This is a genomic window from Pseudomonas sp. Seg1, assembly GCF_018326005.1.
In the GTDB taxonomy this organism is placed as follows: domain Bacteria; phylum Pseudomonadota; class Gammaproteobacteria; order Pseudomonadales; family Pseudomonadaceae; genus Aquipseudomonas.
Map to the genome: position 1 here is coordinate 4,270,156 of NZ_AP021903.1, position 17,059 is coordinate 4,287,214.

At 59.4% G+C, this 17,059-nt stretch carries 14 protein-coding genes; 8 read left to right on the forward strand and 6 right to left on the reverse strand.

What is annotated here, in order from left to right:
• Positions 1-161 precede the first annotated feature (161 nt).
• Positions 162-1,499, forward strand: a complete 1,338-nt coding sequence (trhP, locus tag KI231_RS19150) for a prephenate-dependent tRNA uridine(34) hydroxylase TrhP (RefSeq protein WP_212809592.1) — start codon at positions 162-164, stop codon at positions 1,497-1,499.
• Between the two features lie 178 nt (positions 1,500-1,677).
• Here the strand turns inward: trhP and KI231_RS19155 are convergent, their stop codons facing one another.
• A complete protein-coding gene (locus KI231_RS19155; protein ID WP_212809593.1) occupies positions 1,678-2,544 on the reverse strand; it encodes a LysR family transcriptional regulator in 867 nt (288 codons plus the stop codon).
• Between the two features lie 100 nt (positions 2,545-2,644).
• On the opposite strand from KI231_RS19155, the gene KI231_RS19160 reads away from it, so the two are divergent.
• The gene (locus KI231_RS19160) at positions 2,645-3,541 is read left to right on the forward strand and encodes a DMT family transporter (protein WP_212809595.1); all 897 of its coding nucleotides are present in this window, start codon (positions 2,645-2,647) and stop codon (positions 3,539-3,541) included.
• Between the two features lie 198 nt (positions 3,542-3,739).
• Here the strand turns inward: KI231_RS19160 and KI231_RS19165 are convergent, their stop codons facing one another.
• Entirely contained in the window at positions 3,740-3,970 is a 231-nt protein-coding gene (locus KI231_RS19165; RefSeq protein ID WP_212809597.1) for a hypothetical protein, read from the reverse strand.
• Between the two features lie 92 nt (positions 3,971-4,062).
• On the reverse strand, positions 4,063-4,776 hold the full coding sequence (locus KI231_RS19170; protein ID WP_103306632.1) for a FadR/GntR family transcriptional regulator: 714 nt from the start codon (positions 4,774-4,776) through the stop codon (positions 4,063-4,065).
• A gap of 356 nt (positions 4,777-5,132) precedes the next feature.
• On the opposite strand from KI231_RS19170, the gene KI231_RS19175 reads away from it, so the two are divergent.
• Both KI231_RS19175 and gudD read left to right on the forward strand, forming a co-directional pair.
• Entirely contained in the window at positions 5,133-6,479 is a 1,347-nt protein-coding gene (locus tag KI231_RS19175) for an MFS transporter (protein ID WP_212809599.1), read from the forward strand.
• 25 nt (positions 6,480-6,504) lie between these two features.
• Positions 6,505-7,848 carry a glucarate dehydratase gene (gudD, locus tag KI231_RS19180; protein WP_212809601.1) on the forward strand — a complete coding sequence of 448 codons (1,344 nt, stop codon included), beginning with the start codon at positions 6,505-6,507 and terminating at the stop codon, positions 7,846-7,848.
• 120 nt (positions 7,849-7,968) lie between these two features.
• Here gudD and KI231_RS19185 read toward each other — a convergent pair whose 3' ends face one another.
• The gene (locus tag KI231_RS19185; RefSeq protein ID WP_212809603.1) at positions 7,969-8,847 is read right to left on the reverse strand and encodes a LysR family transcriptional regulator; all 879 of its coding nucleotides are present in this window, start codon (positions 8,845-8,847) and stop codon (positions 7,969-7,971) included.
• A 160-nt stretch (positions 8,848-9,007) separates the two neighbouring features.
• Here KI231_RS19185 and ampC point away from each other — a divergent pair, with 160 nt between their 5' ends.
• Positions 9,008-10,174: a class C beta-lactamase gene (gene ampC, locus KI231_RS19190; protein WP_212809605.1), complete on the forward strand. Its 1,167-nt coding sequence runs from the start codon at positions 9,008-9,010 to the stop codon at positions 10,172-10,174.
• Positions 10,175-10,273: 99 nt separating this feature from the next.
• On the opposite strand, the gene KI231_RS19195 is transcribed toward ampC, so the two are convergent.
• Positions 10,274-10,540, reverse strand: coding sequence for a hypothetical protein (locus KI231_RS19195; RefSeq protein WP_212809607.1), 267 nt, complete (start codon positions 10,538-10,540; stop codon positions 10,274-10,276).
• 16 nt (positions 10,541-10,556) lie between these two features.
• Positions 10,557-10,886, reverse strand: coding sequence for a DUF6124 family protein (locus tag KI231_RS19200; RefSeq protein ID WP_212809609.1), 330 nt, complete (start codon positions 10,884-10,886; stop codon positions 10,557-10,559).
• A gap of 483 nt (positions 10,887-11,369) precedes the next feature.
• Between KI231_RS19200 and KI231_RS19205 the strand changes: the two genes are divergently transcribed.
• The 3 genes from KI231_RS19205 (at position 11,370) to KI231_RS19215 (ending at position 16,946) form a co-directional block, all read left to right on the forward strand.
• Positions 11,370-12,497, forward strand: coding sequence for an AAA family ATPase (locus KI231_RS19205; protein WP_212809611.1), 1,128 nt, complete (start codon positions 11,370-11,372; stop codon positions 12,495-12,497).
• Between the two features lie 222 nt (positions 12,498-12,719).
• Positions 12,720-13,343, forward strand: coding sequence for a response regulator transcription factor (locus KI231_RS19210; protein WP_212809613.1), 624 nt, complete (start codon positions 12,720-12,722; stop codon positions 13,341-13,343).
• 3 nt (positions 13,344-13,346) lie between these two features.
• Entirely contained in the window at positions 13,347-16,946 is a 3,600-nt protein-coding gene (locus KI231_RS19215) for an ATP-binding protein (RefSeq protein ID WP_212809615.1), read from the forward strand.
• The last annotated feature ends 113 nt before the right edge of the window (positions 16,947-17,059 follow it).

The window sequence follows — 17,059 nt, forward strand, 5'->3', positions numbered from 1 at the left end:
GCAAAGGTTAGCGCGCATCGCCCCATCGAACACAGCGCAACCGGCACATGATCTGTGCTGTTTTTGCACAGATTCCCGCCACTCGCCGAAACATAGATCCAGATCAACAAAGTCGATCTGCAAGCGCATTACCCTGCCGCGCTTTTGTGATCGACGCCGCCATGAACCCCACGCCTGCCCTCGCCGCCCCGGAACTGCTCGCCCCCGCCGGCACCCTGAAAAACATGCGTTATGCCTTCGCCTACGGCGCCGATGCGGTCTACGCCGGCCAGCCCCGTTACAGCCTGCGAGTGCGCAACAATGAGTTCGATCACGCCAATCTGGCACTGGGCATTCGCGAGGCGCAGAGGCAGGGCAAGCGTTTCTATGTGGTGGTCAACATCGCCCCGCACAACGCCAAACTGAAGACCTTTCTCAAGGACCTGGCACCGGTCATCGAGATGGCGCCGGATGCGCTGATCATGTCTGACCCGGGGCTGATCATGCTGGTGCGCCGGCATTTCCCACAGATGCCGATCCACCTCTCGGTACAGGCCAACACGGTGAACTGGGCCAGCGTCGAGTTCTGGCAGCAACAGGGCCTGAGCCGGATCATCCTGTCGCGGGAATTGTCGCTGGAGGAAATAGGCGAAATCCGCGAACAGGTGCCGGGCATGGAGCTGGAAGTGTTTGTCCACGGCGCACTGTGCATGGCCTATTCCGGGCGCTGCCTGCTGTCGGGTTACATGAACAAGCGCGATGCCAATCAGGGCACCTGCACCAACGCCTGCCGCTGGAAATACTCGGCCCAGGAGGCCACGGAAAACCAGCTCGGCGAGATCGTCCAGATCTTTCAGCCCGAACCGACCCTGGGCCTCGGCGCGCCAACCGACCAGGTGTTCCTGTTGCAGGAAGCCAACCGCCCCGACGAACTGATGCCGGCCTTCGAAGACGAGCACGGCACCTACATCATGAACGCCAAGGACCTGCGCGCAGTGCAGCACGTCGAACGCCTGACACGCATGGGCGTGCATTCATTGAAGATCGAGGGCCGGACCAAATCGCACTTCTATTGCGCGCGCACCACTCAGGTCTATCGGCGGGCCATCGATGATGCAGTGGCCGGGCGCGAGTTTGATCGAAGTTTGATGCTTGATCTGGAATCGCTGGCCCAGCGCGGTTACACCGAAGGTTTCCTGCGCCGTCATGTGCATGACGAGTACCAGAATTATCAGCACGGCAGCTCCGTGTCGGAGCGCCAGCAATTTGTTGGCGAGCTGACCGGCGAGCGGCGTGATCGTCTGGCCGAGGTCAAGGTGAAGAACCGTTTTGCCTTGGGCGATCATCTGGAATTGATGACGCCCAAGGGTAACTTTCACTTTGATCTGCATGAACTGCACAACCTCAAGGGTGAAGCGATCGAGGTGGCGCCGGGGGATGGGCATACGGTGTATGTGCCGATTCCGGACGCGGTGGATTTGCGGTTCGGGTTGTTGATGCGCGATTTGCGTGATGCCTGAAAAGCCCCTCACCCTAACCCTCTCCCCGAGGGAGAGGGGATTGATTGGGGGATATTGCAGAGGTACGCCGACCTGGACGCGCAGCGGTGAATCCATAATCGACTCGCTTACTCAGGTCGATGTACAGCGTCAGACACCTCGGGCGGCACGGGCGGCCTTCCGATGAAGGCAGCTTTTCTTACGCCACAAACTCTTCACGCAACATCGCCACAAACGCCTCGCGCGCCGGGTGTACCCCGGCGTTTTCATGCCAATAAAACAGGTTTTCGATGGCGGTCAGTTCAGGAAACTCAAAGCCCACGCACCCCGCGCCTTTGGCGTATTGCTCGAATACGCCTTTGGGCACCAGCGCCACGCCAGCCCCCGCACTCACGCAGCCGACAATCGCCCCGTAACTGGCCAGGCTGACAATCGGCAACGCCTGTCCCTGACGCAACAACCAATGCTCCAGCGCCGCCCGATACGGACAACCTTGCGGCCACATGAATACGGTTTTGTCTTGCAGATCATTGATATCGCGCACCGGCCCGAACGAGGTCGAAGCGATCAACAGCAACTCTTCGCGATACATTGGTGTGCGCTTGAGCTGCGAGCGTTCGACGTCCACCGCGACAATCGCACCGTCGAGCCGATGACTGACCGTGTCGTCGAGCAACTGCCCCCAAGTGCCGGTGGTGAGTTCCAGCGCCACCTGCGGATAACGCTTGTGAAACTTCGCCAGCAGCCGTGGCAAGCGCCCCGTGGCTGACGACTCGATCGCGCCGATGCGCAGCGGCCCCGAGGGTTCGGCCGATGGATCGACGGCGCGCTTGGCTTCTGCCGTCAGCGCGAGAATCTTTTCGGCATAGGCGAGAAACGTCTGCCCCGCCGGACTGATCCGCAGCCCCCGCCCCTCACGCAGAAACAGCGCTACACCCAACTCGGCCTCCAGCGCCTTGATTCGCGCGGTGATGTTCGACGGTACACAAAACAGCTTTTCTGCCGCTCGCGCAATGCTGCCAACCTCGGCCACGGTCTTGAACATACGGATTTGTGCCAGCTCCATACCCATCACTCTGAGTGAACATTCAGCGCAGTATAAGTCAGTTGTGGCGAATGATCGGCCGCCCGGATACTCGGCGCATCAACCCCTCGGTGCCTCAATCATGCAGCCTCCCTCTTCCGTGAAAATTGTTCTGGCCATGGCTTTCGTCGTCGGCTGCTGGGCCTATTCGCCGACCGGCATTCACGTCGGCCTGCAAGCGTATGATCCCGGGCATCTGGCGCTGATGAGGTTTCTGCTGGCATCCGTGTTCATGGCGGTCATCGCGGCGTTCAAAGGCATTCGCCTGCCGCGCAGGAACGATGTGCCGCTGCTGTTCGCCTTGGGCTTTTTTGCGGTCAGCCTGCATCACGTCGCGCTGAACATCGGCCAGCAAAGTGTCAGTGCCGGGGCGTCGAGTGTGCTGGCGCAATCGAGTCCGTTGTTCAGCACGTTGCTCGCGCGGTTCGTGTTCAAGGATCAGGTCAGCGCCTGGCGTTGGGGTTGTGTGTTGCTCGGGCTGGTCGGCGTGGTGATTGTGGTCAGTGGCGATAGCGGCCTCGGCGAAATGGACGCGCATGGCTTGTTGATCCTGCTGGCGGCGCTGTCGTGGAGCATTTATTTCGCCCTGCAAAAGCACCATGCCCGCCGCTATGACGGCTTGAGCCTGGTGTGCTACGCGGTGTGGTCAGGGACGTTGTTGCTGATGGTTTATTTACCGGGATTGAGCGAGACCGTGATGAAAGCCCCGTTGCGAGTGCAATGGGCGGTGTTGGCGCTGGGGATTTTTCCCAGTGCACTGGCTTATCTGGCTTGGGGTTTTGTGCTCAGGCACGTGGATTTGAGCCGGGCTGCCATGACGCTGTACCTGATTCCGCCGACGGCGATGGCTATTGCTTCGGTGGGATTGGGCGAGCGGCCGAGCATGATGGTGCTGGTCGGCTCAGCGGTGGTGCTGATCAGTGTCTTGGCACTGAATCTGGAGCGGCGGATTTTGCTGGGGCGGACGGCTGGAGTTTGATCCAGGACTGTGCCGAGGCTAATGCCGCCATCGCTGGCAAGCCAGCTCCCACAGGGTTCAAAGGTGTACATGGCAGTCATGTACACCCACAGAGTTCAGGAGTGTATATAACTGCCGAGTACTCCCGCATAAGTGTGGGAGCTGGCTTGCCAGCGATGAGGCCGATGCAGACAACACATCAGGTAAACCAGACGCTGATCAGCGCCTGTCATCCGACAACGGCGTCGGTTCATCTGCCGGCGGCACATCGTCATCCGCCGCCGGACCCTTCCAGTCTTCCGGCCGGTCAGCATCGCTCAACAGATCACGCCCCGGAGCCATCCCCGGCGGCACATCGTGATCGGCCAGTGTCGGCTCATCCGTGCCAGGCAGCGGCCGGGTCGGGTCGGTGGGGAGAACCCCACCCTGAAACAGCAAATCGTTAGCCATGACGCACCTCACCAGGGAGGTCCGGAAAACCCGGGCCGTACAGGTTGGAATCCCGCCTGTGTGAGCCGTGCTATCGAACGGACCAACGGCGATCAGCCTTGTGCAATGAAGCGGTCACGGCTGTTGCTCAGGTGCAGCCACATGGCGGCACGCGCCGCATCCGGATCCTGGCGCTTGATCGCATTCAGAATCGCCTCGTGCTCAAGGTTCGCCAATTGCCCCAGTTTGCTCAAGTCCGCCGCGCCCCGTTCGACGGCATTGACCCGTGCACGGGGAATCATCGCGCTGCCCAGTTGCTGCATGATCTCGCTGAAGCAGACGTTGCCGGTGGCCTCAGCGATCAGCAGATGAAAGCGCCGGTCCGCCTCGACGCAACTGTCGTTGTTGGCCAGCAGCCGTTGATAGTCGTCGAGCGCCTGACGCATCTGCAGCAATTGCTGTTCGCTGCGTCGCTGTGCAGCCAGTGCAGCGGCCTGCGTTTCCAGGCCCATGCGCAATTCGAGAATGCTGCGCACCCCCAGCGCCGTATCCACATTCAGACGTAGCCCCTGCTCCGGTGCACGCTCAATGACGAACGTGCCAATGCCGTGGCGCGTCTCGACCAACCCCGAAGCCTGCAATTTGGAAATCGCCTCGCGCACCACCGTGCGGCTGACTCCGTGCTCCTGAACGATGGCGTTTTCCGACGGCAGCTTGTCGCCGGGCGACATCTGCCCGAGCAGGATGCTTTGAGTGAGTTTTTCCACCAGATCATGCGCGAGGTTGTGCACGCGTTTTCGGGCGGGAGCGTCGAGGTCTTCTTGCATGGTCGGTTCCGGTGAGGGGGCTTGCGGATCGTAGCACTGAGCGGGTGGCTGACAAGCTTGATTCTAGCTAGGAACGTCATTGAACTTGTATGACAACATTCAATGCTTATCGATTTCCTCAGTACGCCCTCCAATTCCAAACAGCGAGAACCAAGCGATAAGCAACTACATCATTTCGCCATTCCGACCAATAAAACCGCGAACAAAACCCGAAATAGCATAAAAACAATTCCCATCAGAGGAAATTAATCGGTCCTCCCCACTTGTAGGACAAAAAAATCAGGTTGTATGATGTCTATCAACATCGCAACACACAGACCTACCCCGCATAAAAATAATCAGTGGGAGAAAACCAAGTGAAAACCTCCGTCTCCGGGATGAACGAGGGCGTTGATTCAACGCTGGCGTCCGCCATCTCGAAAGTCAAACGCCACGTCCTGCCGCTCTTCGTGATCATGTTCATCGTCAATTACATTGACCGGGTGAACATCGGTTTCGTCCGCACCCACATGGAACACGACCTGGGCATCGGCGCCGCCGCTTACGGCTTCGGCGCCGGCCTGTTCTTCATCGGTTACGCGCTGTTCGAAGTGCCCTCCAACATGCTTTTGCAGAAAGTCGGCGCACGCATCTGGCTGACTCGCATCATGCTCACCTGGGGACTGGTCGCCGCCGGCATGGCGTTCATCCAGAACGAAACCCATTTCTACGTTCTGCGCTTTCTGCTCGGCGTGGCCGAAGCCGGGTTCTTTCCCGGGGTGATTTATTACTTCACCCGTTGGCTGCCAGGCGTGGAACGCGGCAAAGCCATTGCGATCTTCCTCAGTGGTTCGGCCGTGGCGTCGCTGATCTCGGGCCCGCTGTCCGGGCTGCTCCTGCAAATCGAAGGTCTGGGCCTGCACGGCTGGCAATGGATGTATTTCATTGAGGGGATGTTTTCGGTGTGCCTGTGCGTGTTCGTCTGGTTCTGGCTCGACGCCAAACCCCACGACGCAAAATGGCTGACCCGCGCCGAACAGGATGCGCTGGTCACGGCCATCGACGACGAACAGAAGGCCCGCGAGGCCGCCACACCGATCCGGCCATCGATGGGCAAACTGCTCAAGGACCGCCAGATCATTCTGTTCTGCCTGATCTACTTTTTCATTCAACTGACGATCTACGCCGCGACCTTCTGGCTGCCGAGCATCATCAAGAAGATGGGCGAGATGAGCGACTTCCAGGTCGGCTTGTTCAATTCGATCCCGTGGCTGCTGTCGATTGTCGGCATGTATGCCTTCGCCACGTTCTCGGCCAAGTGGAAACACCAGCAGGCATGGGTCGCCACCGCCCTGTTGATCGCTGCGGCGGGGATGTTCATGTCCACCACCGGCGGGCCGATCTTCGCCTTCGTCGCGATCTGCTTTGCGGCGCTGGGTTTCAAATCCGCCTCGTCGCTGTTCTGGCCGATTCCCCAGGCGTATCTGGATGCGCGCATCGCCGCCGCAGTCATCGCCTTGATCAACTCGGTGGGCAACCTCGGCGGCTTCGTTGCGCCGACCACGTTCGGCCTGCTCGAACAACACACCGGCTCGATTCAGGGCGGGCTCTATGGCCTGGCCGCGACCTCGATCATCGCTGCAATCATCGTGTTCTTCGCACGGACTACAACGAAACCCGCACCCGCCATCGCCGTGGCCGACGCCGCGCCGAAACACGCCTGACTTTCCGTTTCCAGGGATAAAAACAATGAACGCACACGACACCGCCAAAGCCCCGATCATTACCGCCATGCAAGTCGTCCCGGTGGCCGGTCACGACGGCATGCTGCTCAACCTCAGCGGCGCCCACGGACCTTTCTTCACCCGCAACATTGTCATTCTCAAGGACAACGCCGGCCACACCGGCGTCGGCGAGGTGCCCGGAGGCGAACGTATTCGCCAGACCCTGGAAGACGCACGCAGCCTGGTGATCGGCAGCCCGATCGGCACGTATCAAAAGATCCTCAACCAAGTGCGTCAGACCTTCGCCGACCGCGACGCCGGCGGCCGTGGCCTGCAAACCTTCGACCTGCGCATCACCATCCACGCGGTCACCGGCCTCGAAGCCGCCCTGCTCGACCTGCTCGGCCAGCACCTCGACGTACCGGTCGCGGCGCTGCTCGGCGAAGGTCAGCAGCGTGATCAAGTGAAAATGCTCGGCTATCTGTTTTATATCGGCGATCAACGCGAAACCGACCTCGCCTATCGCAGCGAACCGGATGCGGATAATGACTGGTTTCGCCTGCGTCACGAGAAGGCCATGACCGCCGAAGCCGTAGTACGTCTGGCTGAGGCCGCGCATGCGAAGTACGGCTTCAAGGACTTCAAACTTAAGGGCGGCGTCCTCAGTGGCGATGCCGAAATCGAAGCGGTGACGGCACTGGCCGAGCGCTTCCCGGAGGCGCGGATTACCCTCGATCCGAATGGTGCATGGTCACTGAAGGAGGCGATTCGTCTGTGCCGTAATCAGCATCATGTGCTGGCTTACGCAGAAGACCCGTGCGGTGCGGAAAACGGTTATTCCGGCCGCGAAGTGATGGCCGAATTCCGCCGCGCCACCGGGCTGAAAACCGCCACCAACATGATCGCCACCGACTGGCGCGAGATGGGTCACGCGATCCAGTTGCAGTCTGTCGACATCCCGTTGGCCGACCCGCATTTCTGGACCATGCAGGGGTCGGTGCGCGTCGCGCAGATGTGCCATGAGTGGGGCCTGACCTGGGGCTCGCACTCCAACAATCACTTCGATATTTCCCTGGCCATGTTCACCCACGTCGCAGCGGCTGCACCGGGTGAAATTACCGCCATCGACACCCACTGGATCTGGCAGGACGGCCAGCGCCTGACCAAAGCGCCGCTGCAAATCGTCGACGGTTGCGTGCAAGTGCCGCAAAAACCGGGGCTGGGCGTCGAACTGGACATGGACCAGTTGGCCAATGCCCACGAACTGTATAAAGGCATGGGCCTGGGCGCGCGGGATGACAGCGTGGCGATGCAGTTTTTGATTCCCGGGTGGAAGTTCGATAACAAGCGGCCGTGTCTGGTGCGCTGACGCTTTCGATGCAAACTCCACCGTCCCTGTGGGAGCTGGCTTGCCAGCGATGGCGGTGGATCAGCCAAATAAATGTCGACAGACCTGACGCTATCGCGGGCAAGGCCGCTCCCACAGGGTTCAAGGCGGCCCTGAGATTTGCAGCAGCCAGTTTTTGAACGCGAGCATCGCCGCGCTCTCCGGCCGCGACTGCAATCGCGTCAGCCAATAACTGCCCGTGGTGATCTCGACGGCAAACGGCTGGCAAATCGCATCGGCCGCCAATTGCCGGGCGAACATCAGCGGCGGCGCCAATGCCACCCCGCCGCCCTGCAACGCCGCTTCCATCATTGCCAGTGACGAGTCGAAGACGATGCTCTGTGGCGGCGCTGCCTGGGTCGCCAAACCCGCCGCCTGAAACCACTCCGGCCATTCATCAGTGCGATAGGAACGCAGCAAGGTCTGCTGCAACAGGTCCCCGGGCGTGTGCAATTGCCGGGCGATTTCCGGCACGCACAACACCGACAACGGCGCGTCGAGCAACCGCGTCGCTTCGATACCATGCCAGGCGCCAGCGCCGAAGCGGATCGCGTAATCCAGCCCTTCAGCGGCAACATCCACCCGGTTGTTATTAGTTGACAGCCGCAAATCTATGAGCGGATGTTTCAATCGAAAGTCCGCCAGCCTCGGCAACAGCCAACCCACGGCGAACGTGCCGACCGCACCAACAGTCAACATCTCGCGGTACTGTCCCCCGGCAAGGCGCTCAAGAATCTGCGCGATGTGGTCAAACGAAGTGCTCAACACCGGCAACAAGGTTTCGCCTTCACTGGTCAGCATCAGCCCGCGGGGCAGGCGTTTGAACAGGGTTACGCTGAGCTGCGCTTCAAGGCTTTTGACCTGATGGCTGACGGCGGCCTGGGTCACGCACAGTTCCACAGCAGCGCGGGTGAAGCTCAAATGACGCGCCGATGCCTCGAAAGCGCGCAGTGCGTTGAGCGGCAATTGCGGTCGAATCATGCCCAGCCCTCAATTTTTCTAATGGCTCATCCGAGTTTTCATCGTTTGTCGATGAATGCCAGACTGCCTAAATTGTCGGCGCTGATCAGCCACCTGACGTTTCAATTGCCCGCAGTCTAGCGGGATAACGCCATCAACACTCATGGAGAGTGGTTCACTCATGTCATTCATCAACCCAAGCAAAGTCATTTCCCGCAGCGCTTTCGGCCTGTTCTTCGGCGCCGCTGCCTGCGTTGCCGCACCGCAAACCGACGAACAACTGCAAGCAGTGGTCAACACTGCTGTCACGCCCGTGATGCAACAACAGAACATTCCTGGCCTGGCCATCGCCCTGACCGTCAACGGTAAGGCGCATTACTTTAACTACGGCGTCGCCGCTAAGGACACCGGGCAGAAAGTCAGCGAAAACACCCTGTTTGAAATTGGCTCGGTGAGCAAAACCTTCACCGCAACGCTCGCCGGCTACGCCCAGGCGACGGGCAAACTGGACCTGTCGACCAAGGCCAGCCAACTCTGGCCGGAACTCAAAGACAGTGCCTTCGACAACATCAGCGCGCTGCAACTGGGCACCTACAGCGCCGGCGGTTTGCCGCTGCAATTCCCCGCAGAGGCGGATTCGGCGGACAAGATGCTCGGCTATTACCAACAATGGAAACCGGCTTATCCGCCAGGTAGTCATCGTCAGTATTCCAATCCGAGCCTGGGTTTGTTCGGTTACCTGACGGCAAAGAGCCTTGGCCAGCCGTTTGATCAGGCCATGAGCGAAACCCTGCTGCCGAAACTGGGCCTCAAACACACCTACATTCAAGTGCCCGCATCCGAAGAGCACCTGTATGCCAAGGGATATGACAAGCAGGATCAACCGGTTCGCGTGAGTCCGGGAGCATTGGATTCCGAAGCCTACGGCATCAAAACCAGCGCGGCGGACATGCTCCGGTACGTCGAAGCCAACCTGAAACCCGCGAGCCTGCAACAGCCGCTGCAAAACGCCGTCGCCGCGACCCACACCGGTTACTACAGCGTGGGCGACATGACCCAAGGCCTGGGCTGGGAGCGCTATGCCTACCCGATCAGCCTGAGCAAACTGCAGGCCGGCAACTCGACAAAGATGGTGACGGACGCGCACAAGGCCAATTGGCTGAATCCGCCACAGCCTGAACCGGCCAATGTGCTGTACAACAAAACCGGCGCGACCGGAGGTTTTGGCGCGTACGTGGCGTTTGTGCCGTCGAAGGATCTGGGCATCGTGATCCTGGCCAACAAGAATTACCCGAATGCGGAACGGGTGAAGATTGCGCATGAAATCTTCAGCGCTCTGAAGGACTGACACAAAGCTGTGGTGAGGGGATTTATCCCCTCACCACAGGGTTCTCTACTCACAAAAAAAATGGGCGACCTCTTGAGGTCGCCCATTTTGTTTCAGCGCTTAAAGCTGCGCCTGCAACCGCCACCCGATGACATCCATCAAGTCACAACTGTCACGCAACGGAATCGCCAACACCCGGGCGAAATCCTGCAAGAGCAAGGCATCGTGTCCCTTGCCCTCTTCCAGCGCCAAGGTTTCCAGCAACTGCGTCACGCAGCGCAAGCGATACGCCGCCGTGCCGTGCAACACGTCGATGGGGGCTTCGCTGTCGATCAGCAGGCATGGAATCTTGCAGTCGATACCGGTGATGGGAATGTAGCGCGCCATGGTTGAACCTCCGTGTTCAATGTTGAGTTGCGATGTGCAGCGGGTCGAAATTGTCCAGTGCGCGGTTGACCAGCAACTCGCCGATCACGGCCAGTTGCTGGACCGCCAAGGCGAGGCTGCGCTGGGAATCGTTCAGCTTGCAGGCCATGTCGGTGGTCAGAACATTGAGTGAGGCTAGGGTTTCGCAGGCGTGGGTTAACAGGGTGGGGGTGTCGATATCGGGGCGGAGGGTGAAGACGTAGCTGACGGGATCGGGGTGATTAGGGTCGCGGAGGCGATTGTTGCGGGAGTCGAAGGATCCTGAACCGGTTGAGGATTCGGGGGGATTCGGTGTGTGTTTTTTCATGAGTGAAGACCTCAGTACATTGAAGAAAAAACTGCCGAACTCACTTCCACGAGAGGGTGGCAGCTTTGCGCAGGTGTGGAAGTCCGGGTGAGGCCGAGGAACCCGGTGCACTCGTGAGTGCTCCTGCGCATAGCTGCCATAAGCAAACAATGTTGGCATAAAAAACACCAACATGTGTTTACAGGCGCACATGCGCTCACGACCATCCCGGACTTCCACATCCGACCACTGTTTTTTTCAGCGGCCAAAGAAGGGTATTCCCCTGCCCCCCAGCGCACCAGTTCACCAACGCCGCCGCGTCTTGCAGGAAAAATCCACGGCAGACGCAGGCCTTTGCCTCAGACATTTCTGTAGGAATATGCTGCAACGACTTTGCGTTAGCGAATGAATGGGTTGCCTCTAAACTCGCGTCGAATCAACCTATGGCGTCATGACGATGCACGACACCTCATGCAACTCGGTTAAGGCTCAAGAGGTCCCGGGATGGAAATCAAAAGCTTCAAACTCTCGAACGTTGGTCGTTTTGGCGATCTGGACATTCGGCTAGCCCCTACCGCAACACACCCTTCGAACATCACGGTATTGATTGGAAACAACGGTGCCGGAAAAACCACCGTTTTGAAATCCCTGAACATTTGCCTGAGCTGGCTGATTGCGAAAATTCGCTCAAACAAGGGCAGTGGGAAATACCTTGTCGATGACGACATCAGTAATGGTGCCCCCGGAGCTGTCGTTTCAATTGGCATCACCGACTTCTCACACCCGCGAGCCTCTCTTGGCGATGCCAACTCCGAAAACGAAGTGTTCGTATGGGGCAGCGCTCGCAGTCGACAAGGCCCAGTCTCCGCCCGCGAATCTCTAACCGACGTCAGGCTGCTTGCAGATCACTACCGCACTCAACTCACCGCCAACGATAACGCCTCGCTTCCACTGATCGCTTTTTACCCTGCCGAACGTAGCGCTCTGGACATCTCACTGAAAACCAGCGGCAGGCAGACCTTCGATCAACTCGACGGCTACGACATCAATTTTAACGGTGGCGTCGACTTTCGCAGTTTTTTTAAATGGTTTCGTGAACGTGAAGACTGCGAAAACGAGGACGGGATTTCCGAGACCGCACTGGCTGAAATCCTAGAAAAATTCGGTGCCGACAGCGACGTCTATACAGCGCTCGCCGAGATGAAAGCCTCCGCCCGCGACCGCCAGTTGAACGCCGTTCGTTCGGCCATCGCCGCGTTCATGCCACATCTTTCCAACCTGCGTGTGCAACGCAAACCCCATCTGCATATGTCAGTCGATAACCATGGCGCAACACTCAATGTCACGCAGCTCTCGCTAGGCGAACAGTCGATGATCGCGCTGGTGGGTGATATCGCCAGCCGTCTGGCGATGATGAATCCGTCAATGAACAATCCGCTGCACGGTGACGGTATTGTTCTGATCGACGAAGTCGAGTTGCACATCGATCCGCAATGCCAACTTAGTCTGATTGCGCAATTGACCGCGACCTTTCCCCATTGCCAGTTCGTGTTGACCACGCATTCGCCCTTGATCATCGCCGAAGCCAACGAAGCGCTGGTTTATCTTCTTGATGATCAGAATCCTGATTAAACCGATCGGTGGTTAGTCAGTTCCGCATTTTTAGCGATTGCTCCCGGCCTTAATGCGAGCAAGCGCACTTCTGCTGGGGAGCTTGCGTGGCTTCCAGCCTTGCATCCCCCCACAAACCTTGTAGGATCGCGCTCTTTTTTCGCAGCCCTTGGCCACGCATCTGATCCGCCGCGCCGTTCAAGGCGTGCGGACTATGCTGAAACAGGGCATGAGGGCTGATCGATGAAAGTGTTGCTGGTCGATGATCACGCGGTCGTACGCATGGCAATCGGGATGATTCTGGCCCGTGAAGGTCACGAGGTGGTCGGCGAGTGCGACAACGGGGTGGAGGCGTTGAGCAAGGCGTTCGAACTCAAACCCGACGCGATCGTGCTCGACCTCGATATTCCGCAACTGGACGGCATGGCGGTGATTGACCGCTTGCGCATCGGTGGCAGTACGGCCCATGTGTTGGTCCACACCGGGTTGAAGAGTCAGGCTTATGCGGCGCAATGTCTGCGCGCCGGGGTTGCCGGGTTTCTGTCGAAGGGCGATGACCCGGCGGAGATTGTCACGGCGCTCAAAGCTGTGGCCAGCGGCAAGAGCTGGTTTCCGGTCGGCGCGCTCAGTTCGGTACGCCACAGCGACTACGCGCAAAACGATGCGCAACTGCTCGACAACATCACCCGCCGCGAACTCAAGGTGTTACACGGTCTGGCTCAAGGCAAGAGCAACAAACAGATCGCCGATGACATGCTGCTCAGCAACAAGACCGTCAGCACTTACAAAACCCGTCTGATGCAAAAACTCAACGCGAGCACACTGCTTGAGCTGATCGACTTCGCCAAACGCAACGATCTGGTCTGAACCATGAGCCGTTTCGGGCAACTGCTCAGCGTTTTTCTTCTGTCTTTGCTGGCACTGGCGACCAGCGCCGAACCTCTGACGCTGATCAGCCGCGTGCCCGCCCCTCAAGTCCAACTGCCCCTGAGCAGTGCCCAACAGCAATGGCTCACGCACAAAGCCGTACTGCGTGCCGGGGTGTATTCACCGGATCGGCCACCGCTGGACATCACCGCCAATCGCAACGACTACGAAGGCCTGTCGGCGGACTATCTCAATATCCTCGTTGGCGCTTTGGGCCTACGCGTCGAAGTCGAGCATTTTGCCAATCAGGCCGACGCCCTCGCCGCGCTGCAACGGGGTGACATCGATTTGGTGCCACGCATCAATCACCTCGAAACGGCCTACAACGATCTGCGCATGAGCGCGCCCTATGCCTACGATCAAGCGGTTTTGGTCAGCCGTTTCGGCACCCATTGGCCCAACGACCGACTGCCGCCAGGCACCACTGTGCTGTTCGATCCCGACTGGATGGTCGAGAGCCGCATGGCCGCGCTGTTTCCCGATCACCCGCGTGAGGCCGTCGAATCGACTCAACATGGCTTGGGCCGAGTGGCGTACGGCGAAGGCAATGTGCTGCTGACCGATGCGATTTCCGCGCAGTATCTGCTCGAACGCAATTATCAGCAGAGCCTGAAGCAGACCATTCAGCGCGACTCCGAAGGGCTGGGTTTCAGCTTCGCCGTGCGCCGCGATCAGGTGCAATTGCTCAATCTGATCAACAGCGTGCTGGCGAAGATTTCCCTGCGCGAGCGCGAGGACATTGCCGGGCGCTGGGGCATCGGCGCCAATCCGAAACTCGGTTACAGCCGCTTGCAGCTGACTGCAGCCGAACAGCAATGGATCAAGGATCATCCGCAGATCGATGTGATGGCCACCGATCGCTATTCGCCGTTCAGTTTCTTCAGCGAATCCGGCGAAATGAGAGGTATGGCCGCCGACCTGCTGGAGTTGATCAACGATCGCACCGGCCTGGTGTTCCAGCCGAGGAAAGTCACCTCGATCGAGGCCATGACCCGCCGCGCCCAGCGCGACCCGGTCAGCCTGATCGCCGCGCTGACCTACAGCGAACGCCGCGAACAGGATCTGGCGTTTTCCCGTTCGTACATGATCAATCCGTTTGTCCTGGTCACCCGCGTACGCCCCGAGCACGAAGGGCTGGCCGGGCTCGAAGGTCAGTCAGTGGCGATCATCAAGGGGTCTTCTGCGGCCAACTGGCTGGAGCGCGAATGGCCGAACATCCGCCGGGTGGAAGTCGACACCGCGATTGAAACCTACGAACTGCTCGCCGAAGGTCAGGTCGAGGGAGTGATCCAGCCGCAAATGGGCGCTGCGTATCTGATCGACCGCAACTTTCGCGGGCGCTTGCAGATCGATTCGGTGCTGGGCTCACAGCCGGCACTGCTGGCGTTTGCCACCGGCAAACAGAACTCGACCCTGGTGTCGATTCTCGACAAAGCCTTGCTCGACATCCCACCCGACGAATACAACGAACTCGCCAACCGCTGGCAGAATCCGCAAGGCAGCGAGGACGGCTGGCGCACTTACAAAAACTGGATTGTGCGGGCGCTGTTGTTATTGCTGACGGTACTGCTGGGGATTGTCGCGTGGAACCTTGGTTTGCGTCGGCAAATCGCCGAGCGGCTCAAGGCGCAAAAAGCCTTGAGCGACCAGTTGCTGTTCATGCAGGTGCTGGTCGACGGCACGCCGCATCCGATCTATGTCCGCAACCGCAAAGGCTTGCTGCAGACGTGCAACCGCGCCTATCTGCAAGTGATGGACGTGGCGCTTGAGCGGGTGCTGAACAAGGGCTTGATCGAGGCGGACATCCTCCCGCTCGAAACCGCGCACAGCTACAAGCGCATCCACCGCACCACGCTGGAAAGCGGCGAGCCGTCATTCGACACCTTCGCCATGACCGTCAAGGGCACGACCTACCATATCTACCACTGGGCCCTGCCCTACCGGGATTCCGACTGCAACATGACCGGGGTGATCGGTGGCTGGATCGACCTCACCGAACAGCTGCATTTGCAAAACGCCCTGCTGCAAGCCAAGCAGCACGCCGAGGCGGCCAACCGTGGCAAGAGCCATTTTCTGGCAGTGATGAGCCATGAAATCCGTACGCCGATGAGCGCCCTGGTGGGCGTGCTCGAACTGCTGCGCCATCGCCACCCCGAACGCTCCCGGGATGCAGAGCTGATCGACATCGCGCAGAAATCCGCCGGCGGCATGATGGAGTTGATCGGCGAGATCCTCGACCTGAGCAAGATCGAAGCCGGCCAGCTCGAACTGCGCAACAGCCGCTGCTATCCCGAACGCGTGGCGCGCACCGTGGTGCAGGGTTTCGCCAGCCTCGCGCAACAGAAAAACGTTGAGCTGACATTGACCGCCAACAATGCCGATACTGCGGTGGAACTCGACTCGCTGCGCTTTCGCCAGATTCTTTCAAACCTGCTCAGCAACGCGATCAAGTTCACCCCGCAAGGCACGGTCACGGTAGAACTGAGTCTGGTGCCCGATGGCGAACGGGTGCAGTTGCGCCTGAAGGTCAGCGACACCGGCATCGGCATGGACGAACAGCAGCGCCTGCGCCTGTTCAAGCCCTACACGCAATTCGATAACAATGACAGCGAGGTGCAGATCGGCACCGGACTGGGGCTGTCGATCTGTCAGCAACTGACTGCGCTGATGGGTGGCCAACTGACCTGCGAGAGTCAGCTTGGGCAAGGTTCGCAGTTCATCTTGAGCCTGACGCTGCAGCGTTTGCCCGATGAGCCATCGACCCGGCCCATCGAGCAGGAGAATCTGCCGCCACTGCCGTCGCGCCAGGTACTGATCGTCGAGGATCACGAATTCAATCGGGTGGTTCTGCAGCGCCAGCTAGAGTCATTGGGACAGCGTGTGACCAGCGCCGAAAACGGCCTCGAAGGGCTGCGGCTGTGGGGTGAAGGGGTTTTCGATTATCTGATCACCGACTGCAACATGCCACTGCTCAACGGCGACAAGATGACCCGCCGTCTGCGCGCCATTGAAGCCGCCGAGGGCCGCACCCCCACCCATGTTGTCGGGTTGACGGCGAATGCCCAGGCGCAGGAAATCCAGCGTTGCCTCGACGCCGGCATGAACGCTTGCCTGTTCAAACCGCTGACCCGCCGCGTGCTGGAACGCTATCTGCACGATGTCGAGCAGACCCGGCAAGCGAGCGCGCCGTGCTTTGACCTGTCGAAGGTCAGCGACATCACCGGCGGCGACGCAGCACTGACCCGGCAGTTGCTGGTGACCGTGGTGCGTACCCAACAGGAAGATTTCGAAACGATGCAGGCGTTGTTCGCCGCTGGCGACTTCCATGGGATGGCACGCTGCTGTCACAAGATTCTCGGCAGTGCGCGGATTATCCACGCGGCGTCGCTGATCACGGCGTGCGAGCAGTTGGAAGCGGTGTGCGAATCGACCACCACACGTCAGGAGGCGCATTGCCTGTTCGAAGCCTTCGTGCAGCAGATGAAACGCCTGCAAGCGCATTTGCAGGCGGCTCTTGACGGTCTATCCGACTGCGGCGACTGATTTGGAAGATCAGGATCAACAGATCGCAGCCGCGTTTCACTCGACAGCCCCCACGGAGTTTTGTGTAGGACAATTCCTACAAAAACTTGGGAAGCCTCAGCGTTACGCCATCC

Coding starts and splice junctions, on each gene's coding strand:
- trhP (WP_212809592.1), top strand. CDS start 162: ATGAACCCCACGCCTGCCCTCGCCGCCCCGGAACTGCTCGCCCCCGCC.
- KI231_RS19155 (WP_212809593.1), bottom strand. CDS start 2,544: ATGGAGCTGGCACAAATCCGTATGTTCAAGACCGTGGCCGAGGTTGGC.
- KI231_RS19160 (WP_212809595.1), top strand. CDS start 2,645: ATGCAGCCTCCCTCTTCCGTGAAAATTGTTCTGGCCATGGCTTTCGTC.
- KI231_RS19165 (WP_212809597.1), bottom strand. CDS start 3,970: ATGGCTAACGATTTGCTGTTTCAGGGTGGGGTTCTCCCCACCGACCCG.
- KI231_RS19170 (WP_103306632.1), bottom strand. CDS start 4,776: ATGCAAGAAGACCTCGACGCTCCCGCCCGAAAACGCGTGCACAACCTC.
- gudD (WP_212809601.1), top strand. CDS start 6,505: ATGAACGCACACGACACCGCCAAAGCCCCGATCATTACCGCCATGCAA.
- KI231_RS19185 (WP_212809603.1), bottom strand. CDS start 8,847: ATGATTCGACCGCAATTGCCGCTCAACGCACTGCGCGCTTTCGAGGCA.
- ampC (WP_212809605.1), top strand. CDS start 9,008: ATGTCATTCATCAACCCAAGCAAAGTCATTTCCCGCAGCGCTTTCGGC.
- KI231_RS19195 (WP_212809607.1), bottom strand. CDS start 10,540: ATGGCGCGCTACATTCCCATCACCGGTATCGACTGCAAGATTCCATGC.
- KI231_RS19200 (WP_212809609.1), bottom strand. CDS start 10,886: ATGAAAAAACACACACCGAATCCCCCCGAATCCTCAACCGGTTCAGGA.
- KI231_RS19205 (WP_212809611.1), top strand. CDS start 11,370: ATGGAAATCAAAAGCTTCAAACTCTCGAACGTTGGTCGTTTTGGCGAT.
- KI231_RS19210 (WP_212809613.1), top strand. CDS start 12,720: ATGAAAGTGTTGCTGGTCGATGATCACGCGGTCGTACGCATGGCAATC.
- KI231_RS19215 (WP_212809615.1), top strand. CDS start 13,347: ATGAGCCGTTTCGGGCAACTGCTCAGCGTTTTTCTTCTGTCTTTGCTG.